This window comes from Kitasatospora sp. NPDC002040, from assembly GCF_040296785.1.
In the GTDB taxonomy this organism is placed as follows: domain Bacteria; phylum Actinomycetota; class Actinomycetes; order Streptomycetales; family Streptomycetaceae; genus Kitasatospora.
Genome location: NZ_JBEOXV010000025.1, coordinates 1 through 21,772 on the forward strand (window position 1 = coordinate 1; position 21,772 = coordinate 21,772).

A 21,772-nucleotide genomic window follows, 5' to 3' on the forward strand; every position below is an offset into this window, starting at 1 on the left:
CACGCCCCAAAGGCAATGTCGCCCCGGGCCGCCAAAACGCCCGTGGCCGGTCTCCCCTCGGGGAGACCGGCCACGGTCGTTTCGTGCCTGCGGGATCAGGCGGGGACGAGCTCCTCGCTGGGCAGCTCGACCTGGGCGCCCAGGTCGCGCAGCTTGGCCATGAAGTTCTCGTAGCCGCGGTTGATCAGGTCGATGCCGTGCACGGTCGAGGTGCCCTCGGCCGCCAGCGCCGCGATCAGGTACGAGAAGCCGCCGCGCAGGTCGGGGATGACCAGCTCGCCGCCGATCAGCTTGGACGGGCCCGAGACCACCGCGGAGTGCTGGAAGTTGCGGGCGCCGAAGCGGCAGGGGGTGCCGCCCAGGCACTCGCTGTACAGCTGGATGTGCGCGCCCATCTGGTTCAGCGCGCCGGTGAAGCCGAGCCGGGACTCGTACACCGTCTCGTGCACGATCGACAGGCCGTCGGCCTGGGTCAGCGCGACCACCAGCGGCTGCTGCCAGTCGGTCTGGAAGCCGGGGTGCACGTCGGTCTCCAGCGCGATCGCCTTGAGCTCGCCGCCCGGGTGCCAGAACCGGATGCCCTCGTCTTCGATCTCGAAGGCGCCGCCGACCTTCCGGAAGGTGTTCAGGAAGGTCATCATCGGGATCTGGTCGGCGCCGCGGACGTAGATGTCGCCCTTGGTGGCCAGCGCCGCGCAGGCCCAGGAAGCCGCCTCCAGGCGGTCCGGCAGCGCGCGGTGGTTGTAGCCGGAGAGCTCGTCCACGCCGGTGATCAGGATGGTCCGGTCGGTGCCGAGCGAGATGATCGCGCCCATCTTCTGCAGCACGCAGATCAGGTCGACGATCTCCGGCTCGACGGCCGCGTTGCGCAGCTCGGTGACGCCCTCGGCGAGCACCGCGGTGAGCAGCACCTGCTCGGTCGCGCCGACCGAGGGGTAGGGCAGCTCGATCTTGGTGCCCTGCAGCCGCTGGGCCGCCACCAGGTAGGTGCCCTGCGGGTGCTTCTCGATGGTGGCGCCGAACTGGCGCAGCACCTCGAAGTGGAAGTCGACCGGCCGGCCGCCGATGTCGCAGCCGCCCAGGCCCGGGATGAAGGCGTGGCCGAGGCGGTGCAGCAGCGGGCCGCAGAACAGGATCGGGATCCGGGAGGAGCCCGCGTGCGCGTCGATGTCGGCGACGTTGGCGCTCTCGACGTGCGAGGGGTCGAGGATGAGCTCGCCCTCCTCGTCGCCGGTGCGCACCGTCACGCCGTGCAGCTGCAGCAGGCCGCGGACCACCTTGACGTCGCGGATGTCCGGGACGTTGCGCAGTCTGCTGGGGCCCGTGCCGAGCAGGGCGGCGACCATGGCCTTGGGGACCAGGTTCTTCGCACCACGGACCCGGATCTCGCCTTCGAGCGGGTTTCCGCCGTGGACCAGCAGGACGTCGTCGGTCATCGTTCTCGCAATCCGGGATGCCAAAGGGGGGTGAGTCGGCTGCGGAGCAGGGCAGACGCAAGTGGAAGGATCTTCCACCGGAGTAGAAGACCCTTCCACCACCTATAGATGGTAAGGGGAGGACGATTGGTTCCCTTGCGCCCTAATGGTGATCATGCTCTCCCCGGCGCCGACACGGCGGTCCGGTACGGCCGTTCGGGTGGCGGAAGGCCCCGGACGGCTTTCGTGTTGGAGGCCCCGGCCGGGCCGGTACTGCGGGATCATGTGAGGCATGACCCCGGCCTCCTCGCACACCGGCCGACTCCTGGTCGCCACACCGGTGCTCACCGACCCGAACTTCGCCCGCTCCGTGGTGCTGCTGCTGGACCACGACGCGCAGGGCGCCCTCGGCGTGGTGCTCAACCACCCGACCCCGATCGAGGTGGCGGCGGTGCTGGACGGCTGGTCGGAGCTGGCCGGGCCGCTCGCGGTGGTCTTCCAGGGCGGCCCGGTCGGGCTGGACTCCGCGCTCGCGGTGGCCGTGGTCCCGGGCGAGCCGGGCCAGGCCGAGCCGCTCGGCTGGCGGCGGCTGCACGGCGCGATCGGGCTGGTCGACCTGGAGGCCCCGCCCGAGGTGCTGGCCGGCGAGCTGGGCGGGCTGCGGGTCTTCGCCGGGTACGCGGGCTGGTCGCCGGGACAGCTGGAGGCCGAGCTGGCCGAGGGCGCCTGGTACCTGGTGGACTGCGAACCGGGCGACATCTTCTGTCCGGAGCCCGAACGGCTCTGGCGCGCGGTGCTGCGGCGCCAGCGCGGCCCGCTCGCGGTGCTGGCCACCTACCCGGACGACCCGACCCTCAACTGACGCCTGCTCCCGCCCGGGGCCCGGGCCCCATAGACTTGGCCCCCATGAGCACTCTTGAGCCCGAGCGCGGCCTCGGTACCGGCACCCTGGTCGAGCCCGTCCCCCAGGTGTCCAACGGCGACGGCGACCACGAGCGCTTCGCGCACTATGTCCAGAAGGACAAGATCATGGAGAGCGCGCTCTCCGGCTCCCCGGTGGTCGCGCTCTGCGGCAAGGTCTGGGTCCCCGGGCGCGACCCGAAGAAGTACCCGGTCTGCCCGATGTGCAAGGAGATCTTCGACGGCATCGGCAAGCCGCAGGGCGGGGACGACAACAACAAGCAGTAATCCTGCCTATTGGTCTATGCCAATCGGGGTCGGGCGGGGCAGGATGAGGCCATGGATCTCATCCCGGCCCCGCTGAGTGCCACCCGTCCTCAGACCGGCGAGTTCGTGCTGGACGCCGGCACGACGCTGAACGCAGAACCCGGCCTGGAGGGCGTCGAGTCCTGGCTCCGCGCCACCCTCGGCGCCGCCACCGGCCTCCCGCTCCGCCCCGGCCCCGGCGGCGTCGAGCTGTCGCTGGACGGCTCGCTCGGCCCGGAGGCGTACCGGCTCTCGGTCGGCCCGGACGGCGTCCGGCTGACCGCGGGCGCCCCGGCCGGCGCCTTCCTCGGCGCCCAGACCCTCCGTCAGCTGCTCGGCCCCGACGCCTTCCGCCGCGCCCCGCTGCGCCGCACCGGCTGGGCGCTGCCGTACACCGAGATCGAGGACGCCCCCCGGTTCGGCTGGCGCGGCATGCTGCTGGACGTCTCCCGGCACTTCCTGCCCAAGGCGGACGTGCTGCGCTACCTGGACCTGATGGCCGCGCACAAGCTCAACGTGCTGCACCTGCACCTGACGGACGACCAGGGCTGGCGGATCGAGATCAAGCGCTACCCGAGGCTCACCGAGGTGGGCTCCTGGCGGGACCGCTCGATGGTCGGCTTCCGGGACGCCAAGCGGCACAACGAGGAGCCGCACGGCGGCTTCTACACCCAGGACGACCTGCGCGAGATCGTCGCGTACGCGGACGCCCGGCACATCACCGTGGTCCCCGAGATCGACCTGCCGGGCCACGCCCAGGCCGCCGTCACGGCCTACCCCGAACTCGGCAACACCGACGTGGTGGACACCGCCGGGCTCTCGGTCTGGACCGACTGGGGCGTCAGCGACAACGTGCTGAACGCCTCCGACCAGACCCTGCGGTTCTTCGAGGGGGTGCTGGAGGAGGTACTGGAGATCTTCCCGTCCGAGTTCGTCCACATCGGCGGGGACGAGTGCCCCAAGGAGCAGTGGCGGCTCAGCCCGGCCGCGCAGGCCCGGATCAAGGAGCTCGGTCTCGCGGACGAGGACGAGCTGCAGAGCTGGTTCATCCGGCACTTCGACAGCTGGCTGGCCGAGCGCGGCCGCCGGGCGATCGGCTGGGACGAGATCCTGGAGGGCGGGCTCGCGCCCGGCGCGGCGGTCTCCTCCTGGCGCGGGTACGAGGGCGGGGTGGCGGCCGCGAAGGCGGGCCACGACGTGGTGATGTGCCCCGAGCAGCACGTGTACCTGGACCACCGGCAGGGGCCCGGGGAGGACGAGCCGATCCCGGTCGGCTTCGTCCGCACCCTGGAGGACGTCTACCGGTTCGAGCCGGTCCCGCCCGAGCTGACCGGGCTGGACGACGACGGGGCGGCGGCCGCCCGGGTGATCGGCACCCAGGCCAACCTGTGGTCCGAGTTCGCGAACGACGCCCGTGACATCGACTTCCGGATCTTCCCCCGGCTGGCCGCGTTCGCCGAGGTGGCCTGGTCGGACCTGCCGCGCGACCCGGCCGCCCGCGACTGGACCGGCTTCGAGCGCCGGATGGCCACCCACTACGCCCGCCTGGACGCGCTCGGGGTGGAGTACCGCCCCGCCGCCGGACCGCACCCCTGGCAGCGCCGCCCCGGCGTGCTGGGCCGCCCGGCGGCGGGCCCCGGGAACTCCTGAGTCCGGCCCGTACGTCAACACGAAGTGAAGATCCGATCCGGGCCCGCCCGGATCGGATCGTTTCGCGCCTGGATTCGTCCGGGATTCTCCCCGCCTGTCCGTGCCCCGGGAAATGATCACCAAGCTTTGTGTGCCAGAGTTGCCCAACCCGCCCCGATCGCCCGTACCCTACGGGCCAGGCCGCACCGCCGGGAGACGGCGGGCAGTTGATGAGCAAGTGGAGCACGGTGGATTCCTGGTGAACCGGACGATCATGCTGCCGGCCTCGCTCGACGAGGCCGTCGAGGCGCTCGCCGCCACTCCCGGCGCGGTGCCGGTGGCCGGTGCCACCGACCTGATGGAAGCGGTCAACGCGGGACGGCTGCGGCCCGCCGCGCTGATCGGCCTCGGCCGGATCACCGAACTGCGCGGCTGGCGCTACGAGGACGGCGGCACCGCCGTCCTGGGCGCCGGGCTGACCCACGCCCGGATGGACCGCCCGGACTTCGCCGCGCTGATCCCCGCGCTGGCCGACGCCGCCCGGACGGCGGGACCGCCGCAGATCCGCAACGTCGGCACGCTCGGCGGCAACATCGCCACCGCCGCCCCGGCCGGGGACACCCTGCCGGTGCTGGCCGCGCTGGAGGCGACCGTCACGCTGGCCCGGGCCGGCTCCACCCGCGAGGTACCGGTCAGCCACCTGCTCACCGGCCTGGACCCGGTCCGCCCGGGCGAGCTGCTCACCTGGGTCCGCGTCCCGCTGCTGCACGCCCCCCAGGTCTTCCTGAAGGCCACCGGCCGCAGCGGCCCGTCCCGCGCCACCGCCTCGGTCGCCCTGGTGCTCGACCCGGCCCGCCGCGCCGTCCGGTGCGCGGTCGGCGCCGTCGCGCCGGTGCCGCTGCGCCCGCTGGAGGCCGAGTCCTGGGTGGCCGGCTGCATCGACTGGGACGCCCGCGGCGACCAGGCCGCCAGCACCATCGACCCGGCCGCGGCCGCCGCGTTCGGCGAGTACGTCGCCGCCGCCTGCGTCCCCGACGGCATGGCGGAGGGCGGCCCCGAGGGGGCGCACGCCGCCGCGCTGAGGCTGCGGCGTACGGTATCCGTGCTGGCCCGACGGGCACTGGGAAGGGCGCTGAAGTGACGGACGACCTCGTGGGCGCGGACGTGCGCCCCACCGCCTCGTACACGCTGCGGGTCAACGGCTTCGAACGGCCCGTCAGCGACGCGTGGATCGGCGAGAGCCTGCTCTACGTGCTGCGCGAGCGGCTCGGCCTGGCCGGGGCCAAGGACGGCTGCGAACAGGGCGAGTGCGGGGCCTGCTCGGTGCAGGTGGACGGCCAGCTGGTGGCCGGCTGCCTGGTGCCCGCGGCGCTCGCCTCGGACAGTGAGATCGCCACCGTCGAGGGCCTCTCGGCCGGCGGTGCCGCCAGTGACGTGCAGCAGGCGCTCGCCGACTCCGGTGCCGTGCAGTGCGGTTACTGCACCCCCGGGATGGCGATGGCCGTCCACGACCTGCTCCAGCGCAACCACCGGCCCAGCGAGGTGGAGGCCAGGCAGGCGCTCTGCGGCAACCTCTGCCGCTGCACCGGCTACCAGGGCGTGCTCGCCGCCGTGCAGGCGGTCGCCGAGGCGCGCGGCGTGGTCGAGGAGGAGCCCGACGCCGAACCGGCCCCGGCCCCGGCCCCGGCCGCTGCGGCCGACCGGTCGGCCGCGCAGCCCGTCCCGGTGCTGCCCGCGCAGTCCGCCGCCGACCTGCCGCTGGCCGGTGAGCACCCGATCTACGCCGACTCCGAGGTCTGGGTCGAGGCCGATCCGCAGCCGGCGGGCGTCGAGTACGGCGCCACCACCCATCAGACCGGCGTCTACGAACCGGGCTACCCCGCCGCCCCGTACTACGACCAGGCCCCGTACGAAGCCCCCTACGACCCCGGCTTCGAGGCCCCGTACGACCCCGGCCGGCACGAGGCCACCCCGGCCCACGGCACGGCCCAGGACAGCCAGGCCGGCACCCCCGCGCACGGCACCCCGTACATCCCGACCCCCGCGCACGGCACCTCCTTCGACGGTGCCGCCTTCCAGGGCCCGCCGTTCGACGGCCAGGGCTACGACGGCACGGTCTACGACGGACAGGGCTTCGACGGCAGGTCCTTCGACGGCACGGTCTACGACGGCAACACCCCGCCCCACGGCATCCGGCTCCCCGAGGACGATCGCGCATGAGCTCGCCCACCGACCTCGCCGTCCCCGCTCCGGCGGAGGAACTGCCGGACACCGCCGAGCCGTTCGGCCTCGGCAGCTCCGCCCCGCGCAGCGACGCGCTGCCCAAGGCGCTCGGCATCTACCCGTACGCCGCCGACCTGTGGGCCGAGGGGCTGCTCTGGGGCGCGGTGCTGCGCTCGCCGTACCCGCACGCCCGGATCGTCTCGATCGACACCAGCGCCGCGCTGGCCGTGCCCGGCGTGCACGCCGTGATCACCGCCGCCGACCTGCCGCCCGCACCCGAGGGCGCCGCCGAGGGCGATGGGGAGGGCCGGGGCACCGACAGCCGGGGCACGGCCGACCGCCCGGTGCTGGCCTCGACCGTGGTCCGCCACCACGGCGAGCCGGTGGCCGCCGTCGCCGCCGACCATCCGGACACCGCCCGGCTGGCCGCCGCCTCGATCGTGGTCGAGTACGAGCCGCTGGAGCCGGTCACCGACCCCGAGCAGTCCTTCACCGTCCCGCCGCTGCACCCCGACGGCAACCTGTTCCGGCACCTGCCGCTGCGCACCGGTGACCCGGACGCGGTCGGCGAGATCGTGGTCGAGGGCCTCTACCAGGTCGGCCGCCAGGACCCGGCGCCGATCGGCGCCGAGGCCGGCCTGGCCGTCCCGCGCCCCGACGGCGGGGTCGAGCTGCACCTGTCCTCCACCGACCCGCACGGCGACCGCGACCGCACCGCCGCCTGCCTCGGCCTGGAGCCGGACCGGGTCCGCCTGGTGGTCACCGGCGTGCCCGGGGCCACCGCCGACCGCGAGGACCTGTCGTTCCAGGTCACGCTGGCGCTGCTGGCGCTGCGCACCGGCCGTCCGGTGAAGATGACCCTCACCCGCGAGGAGTCCTTCCAGACCCACACCACCCGGCACCCCGCGCTGCTCCGCTACCGCCACCACGCCGACGCCGAAGGCAAGTTGGTCAAGGTCGAGGCGCAGATCCTGCTGGACGGCGGCGCCTACGCCGAGGTCTCCGCCGAGGCGCTGGCCGCCGCCACCGCCTTCTCGGTCGGCCCCTATGTCTGCCCGAACGTCTTCGTCGACGCCTGGGCGGTGCGCACCAACAACCCGCCCGCCGGGCGGATGCGGGGCGAGGGCGCACTCCAGACCTGCTTCGCCTACGAGTCCCAACTCGACCAGCTGGCCGCCCGGTTGGGCCTCGACCCGCTGGAGATCCGGCGCCGCAACGCGCTCGCCACCGGTGACCCGATGCCGACCGGACAGGCCGTCACCTGCCCTGCCCCGGTCGCCGCCCTGCTCGACGCGGTGGCCACCGCGCCGCTGCCGCCGCTCCCGCTGGACGACCCGGACAGCGAGTGGCTGCTGCCCGGCGGTCCGGGCGGTGCCGGTGACCCGGCCGCCGTCCGGCGCGGGATCGGCTACGCGGTCGGCATGGTGCACATGCTCGGCGCGGAGGGCGAGGACGAGGTCTCCACCGCCACCGTCCGGGTGAGCGGCGACCACGCCACCGTGATCTGCGCGGCGGTCGACTCCGGGCAGGGATTCGCCACCCTGGCGCGGCAGATCGTGCAGTCCGTACTGGGCGTCTCCGAGGTCTACATCGCCCCGGCCGACAGCGACCAGTCCGCGGCCGGTCCGTCCGCGCGGGGCCGGCACACCTGGGTCTCCGGCGGGGCGGTGGAGCGGGCCGCGCTGATGGTCCGGCACCAGCTGCTGCAGCCGATCGCGGCCAACTTCGGCATGTCCGTCGAGCTGCTCTCGATCGCCGACGGCAAGATCACCTCGTACGACGGCGTGCTCGGCATGCCGGTCACCGAGGCGCTGGAGGGCAAGGAGCTCTGGGCCACCGCCCAGTGCCGTCCGCACCCGACCGAGCCGCTGGACGAGCACGGGCAGGGCGACGCCTTCGTCTCGATCGCGTTCTGCGCGATGCGCGCCGTGGTCGACGTCGACATCGAGCTCGGCGCCGTCCGGGTGGTCGAGATGACGGTGGCCCAGGACGTCGGCCGGGCCCTGAACCCCCGTCAGATCGAGGACCGGATCGAGGCCGCCGTCGCCCAGGGCGTCGGGCTGGCCCTGCTGGAGGACCTCCGCACCGAGGGCGGCCGCTTGGTCAACCCCTCGCTGACCGGCTACCGGCTGCCCACCGCCCTGGACACCCCCGAGGTCCGGATCGCCGCCCTGATCGAGGACCGCGACGTGGTCGCCACCTTCGGCGCCAAGGCGGTCAGCGCCGTCCCGGCCGTGACCGCTCCGGCCGCGGTGGCCGCCGCCGTCCGGGCCGCGACCGGGCTGCCGGTCGGGCGGCTGCCGATCCTGCCCGAGGACGCCACGGTCGGCTGACGGCGGGGGCGGGCCTTTCGGTAGGCGCCGTCTGACGGTCCGTTCGATGACCCGTTCGACGGCTGGTCGGAGGGCGCCGTTAGGGTGTTCTCCGGTAAAGCTGTACTGAACGGGGAACGGGCGGGGGTCCGGATGCAGGACGTGAACATCTCCACCGGCGGGGTGCGCAGGGCGGGCGACAGCATGGGGGAGCTGAGCGGGCAGACCAAGGGTCGGCTCGCCGGAGCGCTGGACTCCAGCGAGACCGCGGGGGCGCTGGACCCGGCCTGGTCGTCGGCGGCGACCCTGCGCGAGTGCGCCGGGGACTGGGAGCGCCACCTGGTGGTGCTGGCCGACCGGATGCAGCGGCTCTCCGAGCAACTGCACAGCTCGGCCAACGAGTACGACGCGGCCGACGCCGAGGCGGACGCCCGGATGCGGGCCGCGATGACCGACCTCGGGCGGGTGTGAGCCGTGATCACCTTCGCCGATCTGAAGAACGCCCACCCGGCCCAGTGGCAGACCGCCGCCGAGGACTGGCTCTCGCTCTCCAAGCACGCGCTGCAGGCCGCCGAGGACGTCCGGGCCAACGGCAGCCGCCCGCTGCAGGACGACTGGACCGACGCGGTCGGACAGCAGGCCGCCGCCGACCTCAAGGACATCGCCGACCGGCTGGAGGCCGGCGCCGACGTCATGCGCGGCATCACCATGGTGCTGGACGGGCTCGCCTCGTCGATGGAGTACGCCCAGCGCACGCTCCAGCACGCGCTCGCCCTGGCCGACTCCTACCGCATCACGGTGGATGAGAACGGCAACACCTCCACCCAGGGCGACGGCGTCACCAGCGAGAAGCTCACCAACCTCAACGACGTCTCCGACCTCATCAAGGAGGCGCTGCGCCAGGCCCGTGAGGCCGACGCCCTCGCCGAGCCCGAACTGCGCACCCTGATGGGCAAGACGTACGAGTCCGACCCGACGAAGGCGCTGGACGACGCGCAGACCGCCGCCTCGCACACCCAGATGAACATCCTCTCCGTCAGCATCCCGGACGGCAGCGACCCGCAGGTGGTCCGCGACTGGTGGGCCGGCCTGACCGTGCAGGAGCAGCGCGAACTCATGCGCGCCGAGCCGGTGAAGCTGGCCGACCTGAACGGCATCCCGGAGGACGTCAAGCTCGACCTGCGCGGCCGGGACGGCAAGTACGACCGGGTCAAGCAGGTCCAGTGGGCGCTGGACCACTGGGACGACACCTCGATCGACAAGCTCGACAACAACTGCACCAACTTCGCCTCCGAGTCGCTGAAGCAGGGCGGCGTGAAGGAGAAGCCCGACAGCGGCTGGGGCCCCGGCTGGTCCGACGACAGCTGGGGCCGCGACGACGACGCCGACTCCGGCTGGCTCGACGAGCGGACGGACTGGTCCAAGAGCTGGGGCGCCGCCGAGAACCTGCAGAACTTCATGCTGCAGAACGGCGGTTACGAGGTCCCCGCCTCGCAGGCGATGCCCGGCGACCTGGTCTTCTACGAGCAGTCCGGCGACAACGAGCACATCGAGAAGGGCAACACCCACCACGCCGCCGTGGTCACCGCCGTCACCCCCGACGGCGACATCAAGTACACCCAGCACACCACCTCCCGCCAGAACGTCAGCCTGGACGGGCGCCTCCCCGCGACCGAGAAGGGCGAGGGCGAGCAGCGCGTCCGCATCGTCCGCGTCTCCCCGAGTTGGTACTGATGACCATGCATCGTCGTTCTGGCCCGGCCGGGTTGGTCGGCCTGGTGGCCGCTCTGCTGGGTGCGGCCGCCGTGTGGTGGTACAGCGCCGCCTACGACGACCGGCACCGTGCGGTGCTGGCCGGCTGCCTCGACCTGCCGGCCAACAGCGGCATGCGGGTGGGGGCTTGGGCCGCGCTCGGCTTCGGTGTGGTGGCGGTGGTGGTGCCGCTGGTGCTGCGGCTGCTGGGCCGCGCCCGGCTGGGCGTGCTGGCCGTGATCGCGGTCGTGGCGGGGGTGGTGCTGGTGGGGGCCGGCGCCGTGGCGGTCTCCGACACGCTCGAACAGCACAGTGGGCGGCGGCTCTGCTCCGGTGCGGCGGCGCTGCGTTGAGCCGTGCTCCCGATTCTTCTCTCCTGGTTCTGACTCCGACTCCGACCCTGATTCGAGGTCTCATGCGTATCCGACGGTTCACCGGCGCGGTGGCGCTGGCGGTGCTTCCGCTCACGCTCACGTCCTGCTCGATGATCAGCCAGGCGACCGGTCACCCCACCGCGGTGGACATGCCGGTGGAGTCCGAGACTCCGGACAGCAACCCGAACGCGGCGCCGGTGGCGGTGCAGAAGCGGACGCAGACGGTGCAGATGTGCTCGGTGTTCACCGCCGAGGACATCAACCAGGCCACCAACGACGTGATGGAGGGCCAGAAGGACCCCGGCAACTACTGCGTGGTCTCGACGAAGAAGTCGATGCTGGCGATCGCGGTGATGGCGACCCGCTATGAACAGGGAGTCCAGAGCCAGGAGGGTGGCAGCACCAACCTCCGCTTCGGCGGGAACCGGGCCTCGCAGAAGTTCACCAAGGCCAGCGGCAAGGACCTCGACTCCTGCGACATCGTGGTGCAGCTCAACAGCATCAACGAGTTTGGTGACAACGCATTGGAAGTGGATATCACCAACTACGACAAGGCGACGAAGCCCGATGTCTGCGGTGTCGCCCGGAAGATCACTCAGATGATCTTCGACAAGATTCCAAACGCAGCCTGACCGAAGGAGCGGGGCAGTCAATTCGGCTGTGCGAAAGGCGTGCAGACGCGTGGGGTCCTGCCCATGTCAGCTAGTCGGGCGATACGATCGAGCAGTCCGTGTCTGCCAAGGCCCGGACCGGAGTCTCCAACTAACGGGGTAGGGATGACGCTCACCAGGACCATGCGCGCACTCGGCGCCACCGCACTGGCCGCCGGACTGCTGCTGACCTCGGCGCCGCTCGCCTCCGCTGACCAGGTGCGGGACGGGCAGTGGCCGATCCAGCAGTTCGACCTGGCCAAGGCCTGGGCGGTCACCAAGGGTGACGGTGTGAAGGTGGCCGTCATCGACCAAGGCGTTGACGGGACTCACCCCGACCTGGTCGGGCAGGTGCTGCCTGGGTACGACCCGAGCGGTCAGGGGTTGGAGAAGGCTCCCAAGGTAGGCCACGGCACTTCGATGGCCGGCGTTATCGCTGGGAAGGGGCACGACGGCGACTCCGGCGTGATCGGCGTGGCACCAGGGGCCAAGATCATCCCGATCTACAAGGTCAATGCCAAGGGGGCCGATGCAATCGCAGAGGGCATCCGGTGGGCAGCCGACCACGGCGCGAGGGTCATCAACATCTCGCAGGGCTCCCCAGGGGCAGCTCGTGACGAGGACATCGAAGCAGTGGCCTACGCCGTTGCCAAGGATGTCCTGGTGGTTGTAGCGGCAGGTAACGAGGCGAGTTCCAAGGTCTCCAGCCCCGCCAATGTGCCGGGTGTGTTGGCTGTTGGAGCGGTTGGCAAGGACGGCAAGGTTTGGGCTAATTCGAACTCCGGACCCGAACTGATGCTCACTGCTCCGGGCGCTGAGATCGTTTCTACCGGTTCCTGCTCCGGCAGTAAGTACTGCATTGCTGACGGCACCTCGTCGGCGACGGCCTTCGTCTCTGGTGCGGCTGCCCTGGTTCGGGCCAAGTACCCGGACCTGACCGCTGGCCAGGTGGCCAATCGGTTGATCAAGACGGCGAAGGTGCCTGCTGCACTCGGCGGCGCCAAGCTTCCCGACGTGCACTATGGCTACGGCATCGTGCGCCCGTACGAGGCGCTCACGCAGAACATTCCGGCAGGATCCGCTCAGGGGCCGCTGGCAAAGACCGAAGCCGCCTCAGGTGGCAGCACCTCGCCCAGCGCCGCAGCGGTGACGCCGGGCGGATCAGACCCCGGTGCGGGGCCCGCAGCGATCGCAGATCCGGAGAGCTTTTCCATCCTGGGCAAGGGTCTTGTCGTGGGGGCGGTCATCCTGCTGGTGCTGGCACTGCTGATCGTGATCCTCATCGTGGTGCTGGTGAAGGCGTCAAAGCGCCGCAGGGCGGCTGCCGCAGCGCAAGCAGGGCCGCCTCCGTACGGATACCCGCAGGCCCAGCCGCCGTACCCGAACCAGCCCTACGGCAGCCAGCCCCCACCGCCGGGTCATTCGCCCTACGGCAACCAGCCGCCACAGCAGCCGCCGTACCAGAACCCGTACGGTCCTGGTGGCAATCAGTAACGTTGATGGTGTGTCAGCACCCCTCGTGTAAGCGATACGATCGAACGCCCTGGTTCGGCAGCAGCCGACGGGCCAGAGCGAGTTCATCACCCGCCGGAGCCAATGCCAGACGGGGAAGCAGCGACACTCCAGGGGGAGGAGCCGTATGTCGGACGGATATCAGGTCAACACCGACGAGTTGGAGGCGGTCGTCAAGCGACTGCGGGCGCTCCAGCAGAACATCGGTCAGACCGCAGACAAGACCAAGTACAACACCGTCGTCCACCGAAACGACTTCGGTGGCAGCTTTGTTGAGGCGGAGGCACTGTATGCAGCCCATGGCGACATGCAGGGTTTCCTGACCGACACGATCGCCAAGCTGAACGAGTTGATCAACGACTTCGGCGACAAGACCAAGATGGTCAACGACAACTACCGGACCATCGAGGACGACCAGAAGTCCGTCATGAACAGCCAGCAGGGAGCGGTCTGACATGGCAGGGAAGACGAACTTCGCAGGTGAGAACCTGGTCCCGCTGAAGCGGATGCTGGAGGGCTCCAACCCAGGGCGCCTGAAGGAGGTCGCTGAGCACTGGAAGAACGTGGACGTCGAACTGCGCGCTGCGGCCGACGAGTTGCAGAAGGCGGTCGAGCATGCCACGCAGAACTGGCAGGGTGCGGCCGCCCAGGGATTCGCGACCAGGGCCGGCGTTCTGCACAGCAGCCTGACCAACACGGCCGCGCACGCTGTGCAGACCTCGGGTGCGATGAGCTATGCGCACCAGGCCCTTGAGCAGAGCAAGGCCGCGATGGGGAACATCGATGTTCCGAGCTCCTTCGAGAGCGGCGTGAAGTGGGTCAGCGACCTCGGCGACCGCTCCGACGCTCAGTTCAAGGCCGACCTGGCCAGCGGCATGGACCGGGCCAGTGCGGTCAACAAGAACTACGACGAGCTCTCCGCCACCGAGATCGCGCACCAGCAAGCGATCGTCGTGATGGAGCACTTGGGGCCGCAGTACACGGAAGCCGCCTCGTACCTCAAGGCGGACCGGGGTGACTACAACTTCCCGGAGAAGCCCTACCCGCCGGCTCCGGTGAGTCCGCCGCCGCCGGTCGGGCCGCCGAAGCCGCCGCCGCGGATCGTCCCGCCGTCGCCGAGTCAGCCCGGTGGGCCGGACTCGAACAAGCCGAAGCTTCTTGTGCCCGAGCCGCAGCACCCGCTGCCGGGGATTCCGGAGAAGCCGGGTGGTCCGTCGCTGCCGGGTGGGCCGGGTGGGCCGGGGCATCCGTTGCCTCCGGTGACGACGTTGCCGCATCCGGGTCTTGACCTGGACAGCCTGAAGCCGGCTCCGCCGTCGACGACGCTGCCCCGGCCCGGAGTGGACCTGCCGGGTGGCGGTGGTCTCGGGACCGGCGGTGGTGGCGGTGTCGGTGGCGGCATCGGGGGCTTCCCCGGTGGTGGTATCGGTGGGCTGCCTGGTGGCGGTGTCGGTGGTGGCGGCCGGGGCGGTGGTGGTATCGGCGGTGGCCGTGGTGCCACCGGTGGTCTCGGCGGTGGCAAGGGCGGTGGCGGGCTCGCCGGTGGCGGCGGTGCGACCGGCCGCGGTGCCGGCGCGGGTGCCGGTGCCGGCGGTGCGGGTGCTGCCGGTGGTGCTGCGGGTCAGGGGCGTGGCGGTATGCCCGGGGCCGGCGGTATGGCGGGCGGCGGTGCTGCCGGTGGTGGTGCCAAGGCCGGTGGCGGTAAGCCGAGTCTGGTCCGCAAGGCGGGCGGCGCGGTCGGTGGCGCGAAGGCGGGCGGCGCGAGCGGCCGGGCCTTCACCCAGGGCGGCTCCGGTCTCGGCCAGGGCGGCGCGGGCCGTGGTGGTGCTCCGGGCGCGGGCGGTATGCCCGGTGCCGGCGGTGCCGGCAAGAAGAAGGACAAGAACGGTCAGCGTCCCGACTACCTGGTCGAGGACGAGGACACCTGGCGTTCCGGCGGCAAGGCCAACCCGCCGGTGATCGAGTAGCGGGTGGTCGGGCCATGACGGAACGGCCCGGTCGCGGGGGGAGACCCTGCGACCGGGCCGTTCCGTTTTTTCGGCCGCCGGAGCGATGAAAGCAGAAAAGAATGCGCCGAATTCCCCTGCCCGAAGGCAGGTGAATTCGACGCACGGTGAATCAGGTGAAGAGGCCATGACGGGAATCGAACCCGTGTAAACCGCTTTGCAGGCGGTTCCCTAAACCACTCGGGCACACGGCCGGGAGCGCACGACGGCAGGCCGGAGGCGGCCGTCGGGGCAGGTGGAGAACGTCAGCTGCAGGAAGGACAACACGGAGCGGCACAGGTGCGGGGCATTGCGATCGCCACCGTCTTCCTGCTCATGGCCTGCTCCTGTCGTCGTGGCCCGGATCGACCGGGCGCGCTGTTCGTGAATTCATAGTGCCCGAATGCCGGGGTCGGCGTCAATATCCGTATATGAATTCCGTGTGTCGGGCGTGCTAGCCTCGGAGGCAGGTGATCGATCTGAGCGGTCACCCCGGACGAGCGCGTCGTACCCGGTCTGACAAGACGGCGCAGTAGTGAAGTGACACCTACTGCGAGGGAGTGTTCGTCATGGCCTGGGTCGTTCTGGTCGTCGCCGGTGTGCTGGAGACCGTGTGGGCGGTCGCCCTGGAGGCGACGAAGGGGTTCACCCGGCTGGTGCCGACGGTGGTGTTCGCGGTCGCGCTGCTGCTCAGCATGGGTGGCCTGGCGTACGCGATGAAGACCATCCCGCTCGGCACGGGGTACGCGATCTGGGTCGGGATCGGTGCGATCGGCACCGCGCTGTACGGGATGGCGGTGATGGGTGACGCGGTGAGTGCGGCCCGGATCACCTGCCTGGTGCTGATCCTCGGCGGGGTGGTCGGGCTCAAGGTGCTGCACTGACCGGGGGACCGACCGGGGGGACTGCGGGCAGGACCTACGACCAGCGGAGTAGTCGGGGGCGACCACAGGTCAGGAGTAAAAGCCGTCAACGGCTCTTACTATGTCAGGTATGACCACTGCCTCCCCCACTTCGGTCGACGCTGTCCACCACCCCCTCCCGGAAGAGGAGAACGGGGGTGTGCTCAGCGGTCCGTACCGCGCGCTCACGCTCGGGATCGTCTCGGTCGTCCTGCTGCTGGCCTTCGAGGCCACGGCGGTGAACACCGCGATGCCGCAGGCGGCGAAGGAACTGGGCGGGCTCGGGCTGTACGCCTTCGCCTTCTCGGGGTACTTCACCTCCACCCTGTTCGCGCTGGTGATATCGGGGCAGTGGTCGGACCGGCGGGGGCCGATGGGGCCGCTGTTCACCGGGATCGCGGTGTTCGGGGCGGGGCTGGTGGTGGCCGGGGCGGCCGTGAACATGTGGATGTTCGTGGCGGGCCGGGCGGTGCAGGGGCTCGGCGGCGGGCTGGTGATCGTGGCGCTGTACGTGGTGGTCGGACGGGCCTTCCCGGAGCGGCTGCGTCCGGCGGTGTTCGCGGCCTTCTCGGCGGCCTGGGTGCTGCCCTCGATCCTGGGGCCGCTGGTCTCGGGCGCGGTGACCCAGCACCTGGGCTGGCGCTGGGTGTTCCTCGCGGTGCCGGCCCTGATCCTGCTGCCGCTCGCGGTGATGGGCCCGGCGCTGCACCGGGCCGAGCGGGCCCAACCGCCGCAGCGGGCGGGCGAGTTCGACCGGCGCCGGACCGGCCTGGCGGCGATGGCCGCGCTGGGCGCGGCGCTGCTGCAGTACGCGGGGCAGCGGCTGGACCTGCTCGGGCTGGTCCCGGCGGTGGCGGGGGCCGCGCTGCTGCTGCCCGCCGTGCTGCGGCTGCTGCCGGCCGGGGCGCTGCGGGCGGCCAGAGGGCTGCCGACGGTGATCGTGCTGCGCGGGGTGGCGGCGGGGGCGTTCTTCACGGCCGAACTGTTCATCCCGCTGATGATGGTGACGCAGCGACAGCTGTCGCTGACCATGGGCGGGCTGACCCTGACCAGCGGCGGGCTGTCCTGGGCGCTGGGCTCCTGGCTGCAGGGGCGGCCGGCGGCGGACCGGCACCGGGAGGCGATGATCCGGCTCGGCTTCGTGCTGACGGCGGTGTCGATCGCGGGAGCGGCCCTGGTGCTGATCCCGGCGGTGCCGGTCTGGGTGGCGGCCGCGTCCTGGGCGGTCGGCGGGATCGGGATGGGGCTGGCGGTGGCCAGCATCAGCGTGCTGATGATGAAGCTGTCCGCGCCGGAGGAGGCGGGGGCGAACTCGGCCTCGCTCCAGCTGAGCGACGCGCTCGGGAACGTGCTGATGACCGGTCTGGCCGGGGTGCTGTTCGCCGGGCTCGGCGGTGGCGCGGTGGCGGCGGCGCACGAGGGCGGGCTGCCGGTGGCGCCGTTCGCGGTGATCTTCGCGGCGATGGCCGGGGCGGCCCTGGGCGGTGCCGCGCTCTCGGGCCGGGTCAGGGCGTGACCTGAGCACCCTCGGACGTGAGGGTGCCCCGGTCCGGGGATGTCCGGGCCGGGGCACCAGGCGTTCACTACCCCGCCGGGACCGGAGCGGCCGGAGCGGCCGGAGCAGCCGGGACGGCGGGGGCCGCGGCCGGGGTGCCGAGGAAGGCCTCCCAGCCGCCGGTCGGCGCCTGGCCGGGGTTGAGCGTCTGCAGCTTGCGCAGCACCGCCGGGTCCTGCACCTCCAGCCACTCCACCAGCTGACGGAACGACACCAGCCGGACCTCGGGCTTGCCCGCGATGGTCTTGATGGTCGCCTCGACGGCGTCCATGTAGATGCCGCCGTTCCACTGCTCGAAGTGGTTGCCGATGTAGAGCGGGGCCCGGTTGGAGTTGTACGCCCGCTCGAAGCCGGCCAGGTAGGAGCCGGTGGCCTGGGTGCGCCAGGCGTCGTACGAGCCGGCGTTGCCCTTGGTGTTGTTGCCGGACTGGTTGTACATGATGTTGTAGTCCATCGAGAGCACCTGGAAGCTGTGCCCCGGGAACGGCACCGACTGCAGCGGCATGTCCCAGAGCGCGCCGCCCTGGAACTTCTGCGGCCAGACCTGGGTGCCGCCGGGGCCGCTGCTGTCGTACTTCCAGTTCCGCTTGACGGCGGTCGGCAGCAGCCCGCGCTGGCCCTCCAGGCAGGGGGTGCGGCCGCCGATCAGCTCCTTGCGGTAGTCGAACGGCAGGGCGGGCAGGTCGGAGAAGCCGGTGTTGCTCTTCCAGTTCATGACGAACGACATCGCCTGCTCGATCTCGCTGTCCCACTCCTCGGGGGACCACCGCCCGCCGCCGTTGGCGCCGCAGAAGTGGCCGTTGAAGTGGGTGCCGATCTCGTGGCCCTCCAGCCAGGCGGCGCCGATCTGCTCGACCGTGTCGTGGATGTGCTGGTCCGACAGGTAGCCGATGTCGCTGGCGCCGACCGAGTGCTGCGGCGGGTGGTAGAGGTTCTTCTTCGCCTCCGGCAGCAGGTAGATGCCGGAGAGGAAGAAGGTCATCGAGGCCTTGTTGTCCTTGGCCAGCTGCCGGAACCGGGTGAACAGGCGGTTGTCCAGCTCGCCCGCGCCGTCCCAGGAGAAGACCACGAACTGCGGCGGCCGCTCCCCGGGCTTGAGCATCTCCGGCTTCGGCTGGTGCGGCTGCGGGCCGGTGTCGGAGGTGGAGCCGTCGCCGATCAGCTCGGCGGGCGGCTTGGCCGGGACACTGGGGCTGGCGGCCGCCGGGTTGCCGGCGGCGGGCGGGGCGGCCGCCTGCTCGCCGTCGCTGCCGTTCGGGCCGCCGCAGCCGGCCGCCAGCGTGGCGGCGGTGGCCGCTCCGGCGGCCAGCAGTGTTCGGCGGGAGAGTGCGTCCATGGTCACGTCCGTTCCTGGAGGCCGTGCGGGAGAGTGACTGCGCCGAGGCCGTCGGATGCCGGTCGGTGATTAGTCCGATAAGTGCACGGATCTGGCTGAATGGGCCACAGCCTGCCACGACGACGGCCCCGAGCCCGGTAAGGCGGGGCGGTGGCGGGGGTGATCCTGCGGGCGTCCGGACGACGCTCACCCGTTCGGAGTGCCCGACTGGCAACCGGTCCTGACCAGGCGTCAGCTGGGATCCCGGACCGACGGAGGCAGACCCGTCCATGTGGCAGTCGGTGCTCGACGCCTACCGCGAGCGGATCGTCGACACCGGTCGGCAGCCGCTCTTCCTGCTGCTGCTCGGGCTGATCGGCTCGTTCCTGTTCATCCGGTTCAGCGTCCGGATGATCCGGCGCGGCACCAGCTGGTGGCCCGGCAACGTCACGCCCGGCGGCCTGCACATCCATCACGTGGTGTTCGGCCAGGGCCTGATGGTGATCTGCGGGGTCGGCGCGTACGCCGTCCGGGGCGACGGCGGGACGCTCTGGAACGTGCTGGCGATCGGCTTCGGGATCGGCTGCGGGCTGGTGCTGGACGAGTTCGCGCTGGTGCTGCACCTGGAGGACGTGTACTGGAGCGAGCAGGGCCGGACCTCGGTGGACGCGGTGATCCTGACCGTCTCGCTGATCGGGCTGCTGCTGCTCGGCGAGGTGCCGCTGGGCGGGTTCTCCGGCGGGATCACCGGCGGTCAGCTGCTGGGGGCCGGGCTGCTGCTGGTCCCGGTGCTGATCAGCCTGCTCAAGGGCAAGATCTGGACCGGCCTGCTGGGCGTGATGCTGCCGCCGCTGGCGCTGGTCGGGATGCTCCGGTTGGCCCGCCCGCGCAGCCCCTGGGCCCGCTGGCGCTACCACGCCCGCCCCCGCCGGCTGGCCCGGGCGGAGCGCCGCGAGGACCGGTTCCACCGTCGGCTGGTGGCGGCCAAGACCACGGTGTACGACGTGCTGGCCGGTGCCCCCGACCCGAGCCCGCGCCCGGAGCCGGTGCCTGCACCGCTGCCTGAGCCACCGTCGGCCGGGCCCGTACCCGCGCCGGTCCCGGAGCCGCCGGTGCCGGTGGCCCGCTGGCGCGGCCGCTGCGCCACCGCGGCCGAGTGGTACCTGCGGATCGCGGCGGCGCTCAACCTGGTGGCCGGGCTGATCGCGCCGTTCCGGGAGCAGGTGCACCGCGCCAACAGCGGCGAGTTCTTCACCCCGGTGCTGATGACCGCGGGCTTCACCGCCGCCCTGTTCGCCGCGCTGCTCGCGGTGATGCTGCGCCGCCGCAAGCGGGCCGCCTGGATGGTGGCCACCACCGTGGTGGCGCTGTACGCGGCGCTGTTCTCGCTCGCCCTCGCGGCGCTGCCGGAGGACCGCGCGCACCCCTTCAACTGGGTCTCGGCCGGGCTGACCCTGGCCGTGCTGCTGGCCCTGCTGGCCGGCCGCCCGGCGTTCCGGGCCCGCGGCGAGCCGGGCAACCTGCCGCTCGCGGTCACCTTCCTGGTCGGCGGCGGCGCGGTGCTGACCGGCGTGGGCACCGTGCTGCTGCGGCTGGCCGACCCGGGCACCGCACCGGGCTGGCGCGAGAGCGCGACGTACGTGGCGCTCCGCCTGGTCACCCTCTCCGGCATCGGGGAGTACGCCGACCTGACCGTGCCCGGCTGGTTCGACCTGCTGCTGAACGTACTGGGCGCGGGGCTGCTGCTGGGCGCCGTCCGGCTGCTGTTCCGCTCGCCGCGCGGGCTGGTCCGGCTGGAGCCGGAGGATGAGGAGCGGCTGCGCGCGCTGCTGGCCCGGTACGGCGAGGGGGACTCGCTCGGCTACCTGGCGCTCCGCCGGGACAAGTCGGTCTGCTGGGCGCCCTCGGGCCGCGCGGCGGTGCTGCACCGGGTGGTCAACGGCGTCACCTTCGCCACCGGCGACCCGATCGGCGACCCGGAGGACTGGCCGCAGGCGATCGGGGCCTGGCGGCAGCAGGCCAGGCAGTACGCCTGGATCCCGACCGTGCTGGGCGCGGGGGAGCGGGCCGGGCAGGAGTACCGGCGGGCCGGGCTGCGGGCGCTGGAGTTCGGCGACGAGGCGGTGGTCGAGGTGGCGGGCTTCGTGCCCGCCGAGGAGCTGCGCCAGGTGCGCGCGCGGGTCACCGCCGCCGGGTACCGGGTGCTGCTGCGCCGGCACCGGGACGTCCCGGCGGCCGAGTCGGCGGAGCTGGTCCGGCTGGCCGACGCCTGGCGGCACGGCCGGGGCGAGCGCGGCTTCGCGATGACGCTCGGCCGGCTCGGCGACCCGGCGGACGGCGACTGCCTGCTGGCCGAGTGCCGGGACGAGAACGACCGGGTCTGCGCGCTGGTCAGCCTGGTCCCCTGGGGCACCGACGGCCTGACCCTGGACCTGGTCCGCCGGGACCGCGAGTCGGACGACGGCCTGATCGACCTCCTGCTCACCGAACTGGTGCTGCGGGCAGGGGAGTTCGGGGTGGCCCGGGTCTCGCTGAACTTCTCCATGTTCCGCTACGTGTTCGAGCGCGGCGGGCAGGCCGGGGCCGGCCGGATGCTCCGGCTGGCCCGGGTCGGGCTGCGCTCGCTGGCCCGCTGGTGGCGGCTGGAGCAGCGCTACCGCGCCAACACCAGGTACGGACCGCACTGGCGCCCGCGCTTCCTGCTGTACGAGAAGTCCGCCGAGCTGCCCGCGATCGTGCTGGCCGGCGCGGGGGCGGAGGGGCTGCTGTCCCGCCGCCGGCTGCCAGGTACGGTGATCACTCGTTCGGGGCAGCTTCCGGTCGGATCCGGAACCGACCCGTCGTCAGCTGGCTGACCTGCGGTCATGTCCCGTACGGCGGAAGGCGTTCGAACCGGGCCCGGCGAGCGGGTCGGGCCGGGCGACGGTTGACTGGCAGGGATC

At 72.1% G+C, this 21,772-nt stretch carries 18 protein-coding genes, 1 tRNA gene and 1 riboswitch; of the genes, 16 read left to right on the top strand and 3 right to left on the bottom strand.

Annotated features, from left to right (window positions below; genetic code table 11):
* Positions 1 to 95 precede the first annotated feature (95 nt).
* Positions 96 to 1,436 (bottom strand): UDP-N-acetylglucosamine 1-carboxyvinyltransferase, encoded by a 1,341-nt coding sequence (murA, locus tag ABT118_RS30495; protein ID WP_350676255.1) that lies wholly within the window; start codon positions 1,434 to 1,436, stop codon positions 96 to 98.
* Between the two features lie 271 nt (positions 1,437 to 1,707).
* On the opposite strand from murA, the gene ABT118_RS30500 reads away from it, so the two are divergent.
* From ABT118_RS30500 to ABT118_RS30560, 13 genes are all read left to right on the top strand, one after another.
* On the top strand, positions 1,708 to 2,277 hold the full coding sequence (locus tag ABT118_RS30500) for a YqgE/AlgH family protein (protein WP_350676262.1): 570 nt from the start codon (positions 1,708 to 1,710) through the stop codon (positions 2,275 to 2,277).
* 44 nt (positions 2,278 to 2,321) lie between these two features.
* The gene (locus ABT118_RS30505) at positions 2,322 to 2,603 is read left to right on the top strand and encodes a DUF3039 domain-containing protein (RefSeq protein WP_350676267.1); all 282 of its coding nucleotides are present in this window, start codon (positions 2,322 to 2,324) and stop codon (positions 2,601 to 2,603) included.
* Positions 2,604 to 2,654: 51 nt separating this feature from the next.
* The gene (locus ABT118_RS30510) at positions 2,655 to 4,271 is read left to right on the top strand and encodes a beta-N-acetylhexosaminidase (RefSeq protein ID WP_350676271.1); all 1,617 of its coding nucleotides are present in this window, start codon (positions 2,655 to 2,657) and stop codon (positions 4,269 to 4,271) included.
* A gap of 253 nt (positions 4,272 to 4,524) precedes the next feature.
* The gene (locus ABT118_RS30515; protein ID WP_350676575.1) at positions 4,525 to 5,391 is read left to right on the top strand and encodes an FAD binding domain-containing protein; all 867 of its coding nucleotides are present in this window, start codon (positions 4,525 to 4,527) and stop codon (positions 5,389 to 5,391) included.
* Positions 5,388 to 6,470 (top strand): (2Fe-2S)-binding protein, encoded by a 1,083-nt coding sequence (locus tag ABT118_RS32800; protein WP_502884731.1) that lies wholly within the window; start codon positions 5,388 to 5,390, stop codon positions 6,468 to 6,470. Before ABT118_RS30515 ends, ABT118_RS32800 begins: the two co-directional genes overlap by 4 nt.
* Complete coding sequence (locus tag ABT118_RS30525; protein WP_350676275.1) at positions 6,467 to 8,806, top strand: xanthine dehydrogenase family protein molybdopterin-binding subunit; 2,340 nt, start codon at positions 6,467 to 6,469, stop codon at positions 8,804 to 8,806. The genes ABT118_RS32800 and ABT118_RS30525 overlap by 4 nt, the downstream gene beginning before the upstream one ends.
* Positions 8,807 to 8,947: 141 nt before the next feature.
* On the top strand, positions 8,948 to 9,256 hold the full coding sequence (locus tag ABT118_RS30530; protein WP_350676280.1) for a hypothetical protein: 309 nt from the start codon (positions 8,948 to 8,950) through the stop codon (positions 9,254 to 9,256).
* Between the two features lie 3 nt (positions 9,257 to 9,259).
* Entirely contained in the window at positions 9,260 to 10,519 is a 1,260-nt protein-coding gene (locus ABT118_RS30535; protein ID WP_350676285.1) for an amidase domain-containing protein, read from the top strand.
* A 5-nt stretch (positions 10,520 to 10,524) separates the two neighbouring features.
* Positions 10,525 to 10,890 (top strand): hypothetical protein, encoded by a 366-nt coding sequence (locus ABT118_RS30540; RefSeq protein WP_350676292.1) that lies wholly within the window; start codon positions 10,525 to 10,527, stop codon positions 10,888 to 10,890.
* 62 nt (positions 10,891 to 10,952) lie between these two features.
* Positions 10,953 to 11,543, top strand: coding sequence for a hypothetical protein (locus tag ABT118_RS30545; protein WP_350676295.1), 591 nt, complete (start codon positions 10,953 to 10,955; stop codon positions 11,541 to 11,543).
* Positions 11,544 to 11,687: 144 nt separating this feature from the next.
* Entirely contained in the window at positions 11,688 to 13,055 is a 1,368-nt protein-coding gene (locus tag ABT118_RS30550) for a S8 family serine peptidase (protein WP_350676300.1), read from the top strand.
* Positions 13,056 to 13,200: 145 nt separating this feature from the next.
* Positions 13,201 to 13,527: a DUF2563 family protein gene (locus ABT118_RS30555; RefSeq protein WP_350676304.1), complete on the top strand. Its 327-nt coding sequence runs from the start codon at positions 13,201 to 13,203 to the stop codon at positions 13,525 to 13,527.
* A gap of 52 nt (positions 13,528 to 13,579) precedes the next feature.
* Entirely contained in the window at positions 13,580 to 15,040 is a 1,461-nt protein-coding gene (locus tag ABT118_RS30560; protein ID WP_350676310.1) for a PPE domain-containing protein, read from the top strand.
* A 161-nt stretch (positions 15,041 to 15,201) separates the two neighbouring features.
* On the opposite strand, the gene ABT118_RS30565 is transcribed toward ABT118_RS30560, so the two are convergent.
* Positions 15,202 to 15,273: transfer RNA gene (locus ABT118_RS30565), tRNA-Cys, on the bottom strand.
* Between the two features lie 252 nt (positions 15,274 to 15,525).
* A riboswitch (guanidine-III (ykkC-III) riboswitch) is annotated at positions 15,526 to 15,592 on the top strand.
* A gap of 35 nt (positions 15,593 to 15,627) precedes the next feature.
* Between ABT118_RS30565 and ABT118_RS30570 the strand changes: the two genes are divergently transcribed.
* Complete coding sequence (locus ABT118_RS30570) at positions 15,628 to 15,942, top strand: DMT family transporter (protein WP_350676317.1); 315 nt, start codon at positions 15,628 to 15,630, stop codon at positions 15,940 to 15,942.
* A 109-nt stretch (positions 15,943 to 16,051) separates the two neighbouring features.
* The gene (locus ABT118_RS30575; protein WP_350676323.1) at positions 16,052 to 17,476 is read left to right on the top strand and encodes an MFS transporter; all 1,425 of its coding nucleotides are present in this window, start codon (positions 16,052 to 16,054) and stop codon (positions 17,474 to 17,476) included.
* Between the two features lie 67 nt (positions 17,477 to 17,543).
* Here ABT118_RS30575 and ABT118_RS30580 read toward each other — a convergent pair whose 3' ends face one another.
* A complete protein-coding gene (locus ABT118_RS30580) occupies positions 17,544 to 18,851 on the bottom strand; it encodes a polysaccharide deacetylase family protein (protein WP_350676578.1) in 1,308 nt (435 codons plus the stop codon).
* A 269-nt stretch (positions 18,852 to 19,120) separates the two neighbouring features.
* Between ABT118_RS30580 and ABT118_RS30585 the strand changes: the two genes are divergently transcribed.
* Positions 19,121 to 21,685, top strand: coding sequence for a phosphatidylglycerol lysyltransferase domain-containing protein (locus ABT118_RS30585; protein ID WP_350676330.1), 2,565 nt, complete (start codon positions 19,121 to 19,123; stop codon positions 21,683 to 21,685).
* The last annotated feature ends 87 nt before the right edge of the window (positions 21,686 to 21,772 follow it).